This window comes from Mucilaginibacter gossypii (assembly GCF_900100945.1).
GTDB classification, from domain to species: domain Bacteria; phylum Bacteroidota; class Bacteroidia; order Sphingobacteriales; family Sphingobacteriaceae; genus Mucilaginibacter; species Mucilaginibacter gossypii.
Map to the genome: position 1 here is coordinate 82,756 of NZ_FNCG01000003.1, position 12,472 is coordinate 95,227.

A 12,472-nucleotide genomic window follows, 5' to 3' on the forward strand; every position below is an offset into this window, starting at 1 on the left:
TATGAAAGATGTAAAAAAAGAATTTGGCCCTTCAAGCTGGGCCATAGATAACAAAACGGCCATTTATGTGCTCATGTTCCTGATCACCGCACTTGGCCTGATAAGTTATAACCGCTTGCCTAAGGAAAACTTTCCGGATATAGCACAATCAAAGGTGTTTATAACAACAACCTTTGCTGGTCAGTCTCCACAAAATATTGAGAACCTGGTGACCCGCCAGATTGAAAAGCAATTGAAGTCGTTAAAGGGCTTAAAAAAGGTGACGTCAAACTCGGTACAGAATGTTTCCATTATCACGGCCGAATTTCAGGCGAACGTTGATATTAAGGATGCAAAAATCGATGTGAAGGATGCTATAGATAAGGCAAAAAAGGATCTTCCCCAAAATGATAATAATTATACCGATCCTGCTGTATCTGATATCAATGTTGCCGACCTGCCCATTTTATATATCAATATTTCAGGTAATTATGATCTGAAAAAGCTAAAGGAATATGCCGATATATTAAAAGATGAAATTGAAAGCTACAAAGAGATCTCAAAAGTTGATGAAGTAGGTGCTTTAACACCAGAAATTCAGATAAATGTTGATATGAATAAGATGGCTGCGGCGCAGCTGAGCCTACCGGATATCAGCAATGCTGTTGGTTACGAGAATATATTATCATCGACCGGTACGGTTAAAACTGATGGTGTTCGCAGGACTATTGATATTAAGCAAGACTTTAAAAATGCCGATGAGGTTGCGGCAATGGTGATCCGTAACCCCAAGGGACAGGCTGTTTACCTGAGAGATATTGCCGAAGTAAAAGATTCGTTCTTGGAGCAGGAAAGTTATGCAAGGTTAAAAACTAACGATAACCCTAACTTTAAAAATGTAATTACCCTTAACGTAAGTAAAAGGGCTGGTGAAAACCTGATTGAGGCATCGGATAAGATCAACGAATTGATCAAATTAAAGCAGAAAACAGTTTTCCCTAAAGGATTGGATATTGTTGTAACCGGTGATCAGTCAGACAAAACGCGTACAACGCTTAATGACCTGATCAATACAATCGTTATTGGCTTCCTGTTGGTTACCGTTATCCTGATGTTTTTCATGGGCACAACCAACGCTATTTTTGTTGCGCTATCTGTGCCTTTATCGTGTTTTATCGCCTTTTTGGTGATGCCGGCAATTGGGTTCACGCTCAATATGATCGTGTTATTCTCGTTCCTGCTGGCGTTGGGTATTGTGGTGGATGACGCCATTGTGGTTATTGAAAACACCCATCGTATTTTTGCTAACGGAAAAGTACCTATTAAGGAAGCTGCAAAAATGGCCGCAGGCGAAGTGTTCCTACCTGTATTTTCAGGCACTATGACTACTTTGGCCCCGTTTATACCATTGGCTTTCTGGAATAGTTTGATAGGGCATTTCATGTTCTTTCTGCCTATTACCCTGATCATTACCCTGCTGGCCTCGCTGGTAGTAGCATATATCTTTAATCCGGTATTTGCGGTTGACTTTATGAGGCCTCATCATGACGGAGAGCATGACAACCCTAAATTTGACAGGCCGACAAAAAGGGCGATGATATTTTTAGCTATAGCAGCAGTTATCGGTTACCTGATAAACGTAGGTGTTGGTAACCTGATGGTGCTGATCATGGTGTTATACCTGCTCAACCACTTTTTCCTGTTGCGGGTTATTGACAGGTTTCAGAAAAATGCCTGGCCTAAATTTCAAAACTGGTATGCAAAATGGCTTGAGCGTGCGGTACACAGGCCGGTTACCGTTTTGCTTGGCACCATAGGCTTATTCATTTTTGCTATTTTCCTGATGGCTGTACGCGGCAAAACACCTGAGTTTTTCCCATCCGGCGACCCTAACTTTGCTTATGTATATATTACCCTGCCTATAGGTACCGACCAGGCTTATACAAACCAGGTTACCCAACAGATAGAAAAACGTGTTGCCCAGGTTGTTGAACCTGATAAGGATATCGTATCGTCTGTAATATCAAACGTAACTAAAGGTGTAACAGATCCTACTGATGAAGATCAGGGCGATTATGAAAATAAAGGCAAGGTTACCGTTGCTTTTGTTGAGTTCGGCAAGCGTAATGGTAAGGATACCAAAAAAGTATTGGCAAATATCCGCGCAGCGGTACAGGGTATTCCAGGTGCAAAGATAGCCGTAGCCCAGGAAAACAGCGGCCCGCCGGTACAAAAGGATATCAGTATTGAAATTGCCGGCGATAACCTTGATTCCCTTGTTGCTACGGGTAACAGGCTTAAAAGCTATCTTGCCAAACAAAATATAGCTGGTATTGAAAACCTTATTGCGGATGTACAAAGCGATAAACCAGAAATTGTGTTTGATGTAGATCGCGAGCGTGCTAACCGCGAGGGCGTATCTTCTCAACAAATAAATCAAAATCTATTTACCGCCATTTATGGCTGGAAGGCGGCTGATTTCCGCAATACCCGTGAAGATGATTACAAAATTATGGTGAGGACACTGCCAAGCCAGCGAAGTAATATTGATGAGATTAAAAACCTCAAGATAACATACCGTGATTTGGCAATGGGGGGAGCAATTCGCCAGGTACCTATTTCTGCTTTTACTGATGTGCGTTACACAACTACTTACAGTAACATAAAACGCAAGCAACAACGCAGGGTATTAACGCTTGGTTCAAATGTTATTAAGCCATATAATCCTAACGAGGTTAACGCTAATATTTTAAAAGCGATAAATAACTTTAAAAAACCTGATAATGTGATCATACGCCAGGGCGGCGGTCAGGAAGACCAAATGGAAGCCATGACATTCCTGCTTTCTGCCCTTGGTGTGTCATTCGGGCTTATCCTGGTTATTTTAATGATCCAGTTTAACTCTATTGGCAAAACGCTTATTATTATCAGCGAGATCCTCTTTAGTATTATTGGTGTATTGCTGGGCGTTAGTGTGTTCGGCATGACCATGTCTATCGTAATGACGGGGATTGGTATCATTGCACTCGCCGGTGTGGTTGTTCGTAACGGGATCTTATTGGTTGAGTTCACCGATATGTTGCTTGAACAGGGCGTGAGTATTCATGATGCTGTAGTTGAAGCCGGTCATACCCGTATGACACCGGTATTATTGACAGCAACTGCAGCTATTTTGGGTCTGATACCTTTGGCAGTTGGTTTCAATATCGATTTCGTTGGCTTGTTTACCCATTTTGAACCGCATATCCACTTTGGTGGCGATAACGTTGCTTTCTGGGGGCCGCTGGCCTGGACAATGATCTTCGGTTTAGGTTTCGCCACCATTATTACATTGATCCTTGTACCATGTTTATACCTGATCCGTTATAATCTGAAAGCAAGGTTGTTCGGCAAAAAATCGGTTGAAGCTAAACATGTTGAAGTATTAGAAACAGAAGCTGTTTAAAATAAAGAGCCATTAATAACACAAACAGCGGCAGTCTAAAGATTGCGGCTGTTTTGTTTTTTGACAGTTTTTAAATAAAACATAATGATGTATTTATGGTTCTCTATGCAAACGTTTATCACAGCCATGAAACTTAAAATAACAAAACCGCTTTGGCCGGTAATAGGCCTTGGTACGTTAGCCGGTATGCGTACCTTATCTGCCCCTGTTGTAACTACGCATGTATTAAGTCATCATCCATCAAAGCAACTGGAAACATCACCGTTAAGGTTCATGCAATCAACAACGGTGGCTGCTGTTTTAAAGATCGTATCCGTTACTGAACTCATTGCGGATAAATTGCCCTCCACTCCAAACCGTATAGAGCCCGCAGGGGTAGCGGCAAGGTGTTTATCCGGCGCCCTGGCCGGCGCCAGTATTTATAAAGCGGTGGGGGGCAAAGCATTAACCGGAGCCTTGATAGGAGGGGTGGCGGCAATATCTGCAACCTATGCCAGTTACTTTTTACGCAAAAATACGGTTAAGGCAAATCATATCGCCGACCCGATAATTGGCGCAATTGAAGATGCTTTGGTAATAGGATCGGGCTTTGGCTTAAGCAAGCTAACCTATGCCCCGGTTGCAGGCTGAACATATTTTTCAAGCTCACCCAGGTTGCTGATCTCATTGCGCGAACGGGGCAGGCTGTCGGGATAATTCTTTTGAATAAAGCTTATCAGGTTTTCGCGGATATAGCAGCGGAGGTCAAATGCATCTGATGAGGTTCGGGAACTCATTAACACCCTGATCTCTATGGTATGTTCTTTAACGTCAGTTACCTGCACTACTTTAACCCGCTTGTCCCAGAGGTTCGATTTAACTATCAGGCGTTCAAATTCTTCACGTATAGCATCAATAGGGGCGGTATGGTCCATGTATAAAAATACGGTGCCCAAAATGTCGGCAGATGTCCTTGTCCAGTTCTGAAAGGGTTTTTGAATAAAGTAATTGATGGGGAGGATCAGCCTACGTTCGTCCCAGATTTTTAAAACCACATAAGTAAGCGTGATCTCCTCCACGCGTCCCCATTCTCCCTCTACAACCAAAACATCATCAATACGAATAGGCTGAGTAAACGCTATCTGGAAGCCGGCCAGCAAATTACCTAATGAGCTCTGTGCTGCAAAACCAACTATAATACCACCTATACCAACACCGGTAAGTAAACCGGTACCTATTTTACGCATGCTTTCAAAACTGAGCAATATAATGGCAATCGTCAAAAAGATAATAGTCACCACAATGATCTTACGTATAAACTGGATCTGGGTACGTATTTTACGTTCCTTCAGGTTATCCACTTTATTAAGGTCGTAAGTGTGATAGATATAATCTTCCAGGATCCTTACCGAACGTACAAGCAGGCCCGCGAAAGATATGGTAAGTAAAATCTCAAAAGTTTTGTCAAGAGGTTTGTAATAAACCGGATTCATTCGCATTAATGGCGAAAGAATATTGAATAGAAACAGTGGGATGAAATAAGCCACAGCCGGCCCAAGGTTAACCAATATCGATCTTAAGATTGAGTAGGATGTATCTGCTTTTTTTGCATAAAATTTAAACGGCCGGGTTATTATGAATTTTATACTCAGGCCAACAAGTATGGCTACCAGCGCGATGATCAGGTTCCAGACAAATGATGGTATGCGCTGTGAAAATGTGAGCAGGTCGGGGGATAAGCTGTTTTCAATATTCATAGCAAGGCAAATGTTTTCTACAGTAAAATAGTTGGAATGTAAAATTGTTTTAGCAAACGGCGCCGTACCGGGTGTTGTTACACATGTTTAATGAATTTTTGATAGTTTTGTTAAAAAAGTCAGGAAATCGATTGTCTTAACTTTTTGTTTACCTGTTTAAATAAAACTTAACGAGCACATGGCAGCAGTGAATGACCAGCAGGATATTAAAAGAGAAAAAATTTTAGAGGCCTCGCACCAGCGCTTTTTACATTACGGTTATTCAAAAACTACCATGAACGAAATAGCCGGCGACCTCTCCATGTCAAAGGCCCTGCTTTATTATTATTTTCCGGATAAAAGCCAGTTATACATTGCTGTAATGCGTAAACTTGCCACTGATTATCTTAAAACACTTGAAAACAGGCTAAATACATTTACCAATTTAAAAGAAGCTTTTACCTTCCAGGTAAATACCCATCACGAGTTTATAGTAAACAATTATAACTTTTTTGATTTTTTCAGGCTTAACGAACAAAACCTCCCCGAAACCATTTGGCAAATAGTTAGCGAAGTTCACAGTGCCGAGCTAAACCTGTTAAGCAATGCTATTAAATCGGAAGTTGAAAAAGGAGCCATTAAGCCTGTAGAAAATCCTGACGAAGTTGTTGATGTATTGATGGACGCTTTGCACGGCATCAGGGTGGGGGCGATATCTCAAAAGAAAACCAACTTTCCGCGCAAGGAACACCTGGAAGAAATTCATCATAAAAAACTACTCCTGCTTGATATTTTTATCAAAGGATTGATGTACTAAAGTCATCTTAAAGTATAAATACTCCACACTGTCAGTTAGCCGTCAAATGAATTGGCTGTTAAATAGTATGGCTATTATTTATAGGTACATTTGTACTTACAAATAATTTAATAGCCAGGTAATTACCTCCCTGTTTAGTTATTTATAAAATACTTCTTTTTTAAGAGGTGATTGTTTTAGAGTGATTTAGCCTGCATAGCTTTTTGCCGTGCGGGCTTTTTTTATGGGTTGATATTTGTACGGATAGCAATATTGCCGGTCAATATTTTATGTACCGGACATGCATTTGCTATTTTCAATAACCGATCTCTTTGTTCGTCATTTACTTCACCTTTAAAGCTAATTTTAGTTTCAATGCGTGTACCACTTAAAGTCTTAAACATTTCAACATTGGCTTTAATTTCTTCTATAGGCCACATTTTACGGTTAATGTACATGCGTAGGGTGATCACAGTGCAGCTTGCGAGGCTCGCCAGTAACAAACTAAACGGGTTCATGCCTGTATTGCTGCCTTCAGCCTCAAGGGGTTCATCGGTTATAAGGCCATGCCCACCACTGTTAACTACTGTTTGATATTGAGTGAGTCCTATAAGTGCAATAGCTGTTTCTATCAACTCAATTCCGGTTTCTTCCATAAGGCGTTTAAATAGAGTATTGTTATTAATAAATTAAGCTTAGTCCTAAGGCATGAGTTCTAAGTATAGAAAAGCAAAAAAACAGATTGGCGACTTCCGACTCAATACTATCGACTTAATTTTCTTTATTCGGGTGTTTCATTAATATCAACCAGGTTCCAGTTCTTTTTCAGAAATTTGGGGCCGCCATTATATTTCAGTATCACTTCAAAATTGGTACGGTTTGTTTCACCCTGGCTATCTGTTGAAAGAACATACGATTTGATAATAAAAACAGAGTCGGCCTTTTTGCCAAATTGATATCTGTCGTCAGGAAAAGAGGTATTTCCCGAACGTATGGTTGGGATTACAAATTCCTTCGCAATTTTATAAGCATCATCGGCATTAGGCATTTTGCTAAATGAAAGCACCTCCGTAACATCACCGGATATGGCAAACTTTACCATAATAAAAATAAATACTACACCAGCGATGATAATGGCGTAGACGCCTTTCATAGCGCGCTTTTTTTTTAGCTGCTTTTCTTTAAGATAAGTTTGAGTCATTAGTTTATAAAGGGTGCGATAAAATTAGCAATTAATTTGATGAATAAACACCCCTTTGTTAAGCGGTAATTATGGCTGATGGCCGAAGAACAAATAAGCAATAAAAATAGCCGCAATAACGCCGGCCAAATCGGCAATAAGTCCTGCCGGAATAGCATAACGCGATTTTTTAATACCCACCGAACCAAAGTATAAAGCAACGATGTAAAAAGTAGTATCGGCCGAACCGTTAAAGATCCCGGCAAGCCGCCCCGCAAATTTATCGACACCAAAATTTTGCATTACCGTTATCATCATACCTTTTGAGCCCGAACCGCTAAGTGGTTTTAAGTAAGCCACGGGCATAGCATCTACAAAGCGTGTATCCAAATTAAACTGAACACAAACCCAGCGTAAGCCTTCATTCATATAATCCAACGCGCCGCAATTCCTGAACACGCTGATCCCAACCAGCATAGCTACCAGATAGGGAATTATCTTTACTGAGGTTTCAAAGCCGCCTTTAGCGCCCTCTACAAAAACTTCAAATACGTTTACCTTTTTTATAAGGCCGCCCACGATAAATATTACCGGTATGGTAAACAACATCACATTGCTTATAACTGATGATACCGTACTGATCTGCTCTTTGGTTAGCTGCGTGGTAAAGTACCATACCACCAATGTAATGAAAGCGGTAACGCCGCCAAGCCAGCCAATAATAACCCTGTCAAAAAGATTGATTTTTTGCTTAATAGCCACCGCTATTAAGCCAACTACCGTGGCTACATAGGTAGCAATGATACAAGGTAAAAATACTTCGGCCGGATCTTTTGAATTAAGGATGGCCCTTTGTGCGATGATGGTAACGGGTAATAACTGCAAGCCGGATGTATGCAGCACCAGGAACATGATCTGGGCATTTGAAGCTATTTCTTTATCTGGATTCAGTTCCTGCAGGCTACCCATCGCTTTTAAGCCAAGCGGTGTAGCTGCGTTATCAAGGCCCATTAAATTGGCCGAAAAGTTCATCATCATCTGGCCCGTAGCGGGGTGATCTTTAGGTACATCGGGAAACAATCGGCTAAAGAAAGGTCTTACTATCCGTGATAAAAAATTAATAGCTCCAGCTTTTTCGCCAATGTTCAGAATGCCGAGCCAGAATGCCATAGAGCCAATCAGCGGCAAAGCGATATCCATTACCGACGATTTTGACGAATTAAATAATCCTTCAACCAATAATTTGAAAGCTTCTGTATCGCCAAAAAAAACTAATTTTATGAGTGAAACTACAAATGCAATTACAAAAAAAGCTATCCAGATATAGTTAAGCGCCATAGTAATGTTTAAGGCTTTGAAGTTAGTGCTTTTGCTGTTTAATATGAAATACTGATACTTTTATACTACCGATAAACCAATAAATGAACGAGGTAACCAACAAACTCACCGGAATAATAGAGAACCTAAGGCGGCTTAAGAGCTGTGATATTGACTGGACTTATAACGCATCCCCTGTTAAGTGGTCAAAAAAAGAAGTGGTTGGCCATTTGATTGACAGTGCTCAAATTAACCTGCAGCGTTTTGTGCGTTGCACCTATGAAGAAAACTTCAGGCTTACCTACCAACAGGTAGAATGGGTTGCTGCCGCACGTTACCAGGATGCTGACATTAACGAATTGATTGAACTTTGGGCCTTGCTGAACCTGCAGATTGTACGGGTTTTAGAGAATTACCCTGCCGACAGATGGAGCGCCCGTTGTGATAACAGTAAAACGGAGCCAAAGCTGCAAACTGTTGAATGGCTTGCCGCAGACTATGTTGATCATATGCTCCATCACCTTAAAAATATTTTGTAATGGCACGTTATTCAGCTACGCCCCTGGCAAAAAAGCTCGGCATAAAAGCAAGGGGGGATGCTGTTACTTGTTAACGCACCTGATCATTACCTTGATCTGTTTAGCGACATGCCTCCTGATGTTTATTTTACAGATGATATTTCATTTGAAATTGATGTGATCCATTTCTTTAGCAAAAGTGCGGATGAATACCGGGTTAAACTGCCTGTACTGATAAAGCAAATAAAGCAGGATGGCATGATCTGGATATCCTGGCCCAAAAAGGCTTCGAAAGTAGTTACTGATATTACGGAAGATTTGATCAGGAGCTTTGCTTTGCAAATAGGCTTGGTTGACATCAAGGTTTGCGCGGTTGATAAAGTGTGGTCGGGTTTAAAGCTGGTGATACATGTTAAAAACAGGAAATATGTGGCATAGGTCATTTTTGATTAAAACCAGGTAAACAAACGGCACTGCGTTTTAGCATAAGCGCTTAATTGTATAACTTAGCACAATAATACCTGAAAATATGGCTCAGATTGAATTAAAACGTGTACATGGCGATTTCGGCTTCGAGGCTGTTGATGCCAACGGGCACACCGTAAAAATGGACAGCAGTCCGGAAAGTGGCGGCCAGGATTTTGGCATCCGCCCAATGCAGATGCTTTTAATGGGCCTTGCTGGTTGTTCGGCAATTGACGTAATCAGTATCCTGAAAAAACAACGCCAGGAAATAACCGATTATAAAATGGTGGTTAACGGCGAACGTGAAGCAGGTAAAGAACCTTCATTATGGGAAGATGTGGATATTGAATTTCATATTTACGGCAATGTTGATGAAGATAAAGCTGTGCGTGCTGCCGAACTTTCTATTAACAAATACTGCTCGGTTGCTGCAACACTTGCAAAAGCCGGTGCCGAAATTAAATGGAAGGTGATTGTTCACCCTACTCAATAACATAGTTATTACTCATTGAAAATACCAGATGGCGGAATAGGAAGTCCCTATTAAAACAGTTCACCTGTTCCCCCTTTTGGATCAAAAGCTGACAGACCTGCTTAGGTCTTTATCAGCGGACGACTGGAACAGGCCTACATTAGCAAAACTTTGGGCAGTAAAGGATATAGCCGCTCATTTGCTTGATGGTAACATACGCGTCATTTCTTCGTCTCATCAATTTGCAGGCGATCCTCCTTCAAATCCCATCAATAACTATAGTGATTTAGTTGATTTTTTGAATGGATTAAACGCCACCTGGGTAAACGCTATGAAGCGTGTAAGCCCGCAGTTGCTTATCGACCTTTTAGAAACTACAGGCAAACAATACAGCAAAGTAATGGCTGCCGCTGATTTGTTTGCACCTGCACCATTTTCAGTAGCCTGGGCAGGTGAAGATGAATCCGTTAACTGGTTTCATATAGCCCGCGAATACACCGAAAAGTTTCATCACCAGCAACAGATCCGCGAAGCGGTTGGTAAACAAGGCATCCTAACTGCTGAATTGTTTTATCCTTGTATCGATACTTTTATGTGCGGGCTTCCGCATACATATCGTACGGTTAAAGCAAACACCAGTACGCTAATTCAAATCACTGTAACTGGCGAAGCTGGCGGTAACTGGTACCTGCTTAAAATGGCTGAGGGCTGGACACTCATCAAAAATGCCGGATCTGTGCCGGATACTACAGTAACTTTATTGCCTGATATTGCCTGGAAGGTTTTCACCAAAGGTATCGATCCACAAACAGCATTGGAGGTGTCTAACATCAGCGGCAATATTAACCTGGGCGAAAACTTGTTTAATATGGTTGCCGTGATGGCTTAACAACTATTTTGTTTAATTACTCTTTAACTGTACAAAACTGTATTCTTTTTAACTCATTAACCAATTTGTACAAAAAGTTAAGAATTTGGTTGTGATTGCCTGTTTAATGCAATCTTAGTGGTGATATAAAAACCAAAGCATTTGACTTAGTGAGTCAGCATTTTATATCAAATTTCATATGCTTTTTTTGTTTGATTAGCCTGCCTTTTGGCAATGGGCTCTCTGGTTAATCCAATATTGATGGCATCAATATTGGATTAACCAGTGTACGTTTTACTTGAATGTTAAACGTATAATTAAATATATAAATATGAAAACAAATTTAAAAAAAGCCTCATTACTTCTTACAGGAGTTATGATTGGCAGTAAATTATTCGCTCAGTCAACAGATACCTCAGCTACAGCAAAAGATTACGTGAGGCCCTTTTCGGGTGGTGGTGAATTACGTACCTGGTCGATAGGTGTACATGGTGGTTTGTTAACCCCTTTTACCATATTTGGACGCAACAACAGGCAGGATTTTACCAGCCCAACCGAACAGTTTGGCTACGGCGGGTACATTAAAAAACAAATATTGCCATCCTTGGGCTTACAGGCCGACTTCCTTCGTGGTAAATTAACTTCATCAAACAGTCAGCCTAACGCAGCAGGTACTTCTCCCTATGATTCATACTCTACTAAATTAAACTGGTCGGCAGCTTTAAGTGCTAATATTACGTTGGCTAACATCAATTGGCGCCATGAAAAGCCATTTATTCAGCCTTATTTAACCGCAGGCGTTGGTAATTTGAACTACACACCAAGGATTACCCCGGTTGGCGGGCAACAGGAAAACTTTAAGAAAACCGATAATGGCCATATCAACGAATTGTTTATCCCCATTGGCTTAGGTTTGAAATTTGACCTTGCCCCGGGCATAAACCTTGATTTAGGTTACCAGGTTAACTTTGTACAGGCCGATAACCTTGACGGATACAAGTATGGGGCGGGTGATGACAGGTTTTCATACGCACATATTGGTTTAGAATTTGCCCTTGGCAATAAGAAAAAACACCAGATGGCCACCCATAATCCCGTATCATCAATGCGTACAGAGTACCAATGGGAAAACCAGCGTACCCGTGCCGAATTACAACAACAGATTGATGCTGAAAAAGCGAAAAACGCACAGCTGGCCAGCGACCTTGCAACAACCAATGCCAATCTTGCCAAGTTAACTACCGACAGCGACGGTGACGGTGTTGTGGACGTAAACGATAAATGCCCTAACACACCGGCCGGCCAAAAAGTTGATGGCTCAGGTTGTCCTTTGGCTAAACCGGTAGTTTATGTTACTGAAGAAGATAAAAAAGTGGTTAAAGACGCTATCAAAAATCTTGAGTTTGATTTGGGTAAAGCTACCATTCGTGCACATTCATATCCAAGTTTGGATAGGGTAGCACAGTTATTGGTTGATAAAAACTTTAGCCTAAAACTTGCTGGCCATACTGACAACACAGGTTCGGCTGATTTAAACATGCGTTTATCAAAAGATCGTGCTGAATCGGTTAAATCATACCTCGCAAGCAAAGGTGCAAATCCATCGCGTATTGAAGCAACCGGCTATGGTCAAACACAGCCAATAGCTACAAACAAAACAGCTGCAGGCCGTCAGGCTAACCGCAGGGTTGAATTTACCTTGTATTAACAAAGGTTG

12 protein-coding genes are annotated in these 12,472 nt (G+C 41.1%); 8 read left to right on the forward strand and 4 right to left on the reverse strand.

What is annotated here, in order from left to right; all coding sequences use genetic code 11:
* Position 1 precedes the first annotated feature (1 nt).
* Both BLS28_RS06580 and BLS28_RS06585 read left to right on the forward strand, forming a co-directional pair.
* On the forward strand, positions 2-3,424 hold the full coding sequence (locus BLS28_RS06580) for an efflux RND transporter permease subunit (RefSeq protein WP_091163726.1): 3,423 nt from the start codon (positions 2-4) through the stop codon (positions 3,422-3,424).
* A 126-nt stretch (positions 3,425-3,550) separates the two neighbouring features.
* Complete coding sequence (locus BLS28_RS06585; RefSeq protein WP_176844390.1) at positions 3,551-4,054, forward strand: DUF4126 family protein; 504 nt, start codon at positions 3,551-3,553, stop codon at positions 4,052-4,054.
* On the opposite strand, the gene BLS28_RS06590 is transcribed toward BLS28_RS06585, so the two are convergent.
* Entirely contained in the window at positions 4,033-5,160 is a 1,128-nt protein-coding gene (locus BLS28_RS06590; RefSeq protein ID WP_091163731.1) for a mechanosensitive ion channel family protein, read from the reverse strand. The two genes, BLS28_RS06585 and BLS28_RS06590, sit on opposite strands and share 22 nt — an antisense overlap.
* A 178-nt stretch (positions 5,161-5,338) precedes the next feature.
* Here BLS28_RS06590 and BLS28_RS06595 point away from each other — a divergent pair, with 178 nt between their 5' ends.
* Positions 5,339-5,956: a TetR/AcrR family transcriptional regulator gene (locus BLS28_RS06595; RefSeq protein WP_091163733.1), complete on the forward strand. Its 618-nt coding sequence runs from the start codon at positions 5,339-5,341 to the stop codon at positions 5,954-5,956.
* A 221-nt stretch (positions 5,957-6,177) separates the two neighbouring features.
* Here BLS28_RS06595 and BLS28_RS06600 read toward each other — a convergent pair whose 3' ends face one another.
* The 3 genes from BLS28_RS06600 to BLS28_RS06610 form a co-directional block, all read right to left on the reverse strand.
* A complete protein-coding gene (locus BLS28_RS06600; protein WP_091163735.1) occupies positions 6,178-6,591 on the reverse strand; it encodes an OsmC family protein in 414 nt (137 codons plus the stop codon).
* A 125-nt stretch (positions 6,592-6,716) separates the two neighbouring features.
* The gene (locus tag BLS28_RS06605; protein ID WP_091163738.1) at positions 6,717-7,136 is read right to left on the reverse strand and encodes a hypothetical protein; all 420 of its coding nucleotides are present in this window, start codon (positions 7,134-7,136) and stop codon (positions 6,717-6,719) included.
* Between the two features lie 69 nt (positions 7,137-7,205).
* Complete coding sequence (locus tag BLS28_RS06610; RefSeq protein ID WP_091163740.1) at positions 7,206-8,453, reverse strand: nucleoside recognition domain-containing protein; 1,248 nt, start codon at positions 8,451-8,453, stop codon at positions 7,206-7,208.
* A gap of 83 nt (positions 8,454-8,536) precedes the next feature.
* Here BLS28_RS06610 and BLS28_RS06615 point away from each other — a divergent pair, with 83 nt between their 5' ends.
* The 5 genes from BLS28_RS06615 to BLS28_RS06635 all read left to right on the forward strand — a co-directional run bounded on the left by BLS28_RS06615 (position 8,537) and on the right by BLS28_RS06635 (position 12,463).
* Positions 8,537-8,971, forward strand: a complete 435-nt coding sequence (locus BLS28_RS06615) for a DinB family protein (protein ID WP_091163743.1) — start codon at positions 8,537-8,539, stop codon at positions 8,969-8,971.
* 57 nt (positions 8,972-9,028) lie between these two features.
* Complete coding sequence (locus BLS28_RS06620; RefSeq protein WP_218134370.1) at positions 9,029-9,388, forward strand: DUF3052 family protein; 360 nt, start codon at positions 9,029-9,031, stop codon at positions 9,386-9,388.
* A gap of 91 nt (positions 9,389-9,479) precedes the next feature.
* Positions 9,480-9,908, forward strand: a complete 429-nt coding sequence (locus BLS28_RS06625; protein ID WP_091163745.1) for an OsmC family protein — start codon at positions 9,480-9,482, stop codon at positions 9,906-9,908.
* Positions 9,909-9,984: 76 nt separating this feature from the next.
* A complete protein-coding gene (locus BLS28_RS06630; protein ID WP_256337361.1) occupies positions 9,985-10,776 on the forward strand; it encodes a maleylpyruvate isomerase N-terminal domain-containing protein in 792 nt (263 codons plus the stop codon).
* 310 nt (positions 10,777-11,086) lie between these two features.
* Positions 11,087-12,463, forward strand: a complete 1,377-nt coding sequence (locus BLS28_RS06635) for an OmpA family protein (RefSeq protein ID WP_091163750.1) — start codon at positions 11,087-11,089, stop codon at positions 12,461-12,463.
* The last annotated feature ends 9 nt before the right edge of the window (positions 12,464-12,472 follow it).

Bases quoted from the DNA above. Each gene is read 5' to 3' on its own strand.
- BLS28_RS06580 (WP_091163726.1), top strand. From the start codon at position 2: ATGAAAGATGTAAAAAAAGAATTTGGCCCTTCAAGCTGGGCCATAGAT.
- BLS28_RS06585 (WP_176844390.1), top strand. From the start codon at position 3,551: ATGAAACTTAAAATAACAAAACCGCTTTGGCCGGTAATAGGCCTTGGT.
- BLS28_RS06590 (WP_091163731.1), bottom strand. From the start codon at position 5,160: ATGAATATTGAAAACAGCTTATCCCCCGACCTGCTCACATTTTCACAG.
- BLS28_RS06595 (WP_091163733.1), top strand. From the start codon at position 5,339: ATGGCAGCAGTGAATGACCAGCAGGATATTAAAAGAGAAAAAATTTTA.
- BLS28_RS06600 (WP_091163735.1), bottom strand. From the start codon at position 6,591: ATGGAAGAAACCGGAATTGAGTTGATAGAAACAGCTATTGCACTTATA.
- BLS28_RS06605 (WP_091163738.1), bottom strand. From the start codon at position 7,136: ATGACTCAAACTTATCTTAAAGAAAAGCAGCTAAAAAAAAAGCGCGCT.
- BLS28_RS06610 (WP_091163740.1), bottom strand. From the start codon at position 8,453: ATGGCGCTTAACTATATCTGGATAGCTTTTTTTGTAATTGCATTTGTA.
- BLS28_RS06615 (WP_091163743.1), top strand. From the start codon at position 8,537: ATGAACGAGGTAACCAACAAACTCACCGGAATAATAGAGAACCTAAGG.
- BLS28_RS06620 (WP_218134370.1), top strand. From the start codon at position 9,029: ATGCTGTTACTTGTTAACGCACCTGATCATTACCTTGATCTGTTTAGC.
- BLS28_RS06625 (WP_091163745.1), top strand. From the start codon at position 9,480: ATGGCTCAGATTGAATTAAAACGTGTACATGGCGATTTCGGCTTCGAG.
- BLS28_RS06635 (WP_091163750.1), top strand. From the start codon at position 11,087: ATGAAAACAAATTTAAAAAAAGCCTCATTACTTCTTACAGGAGTTATG.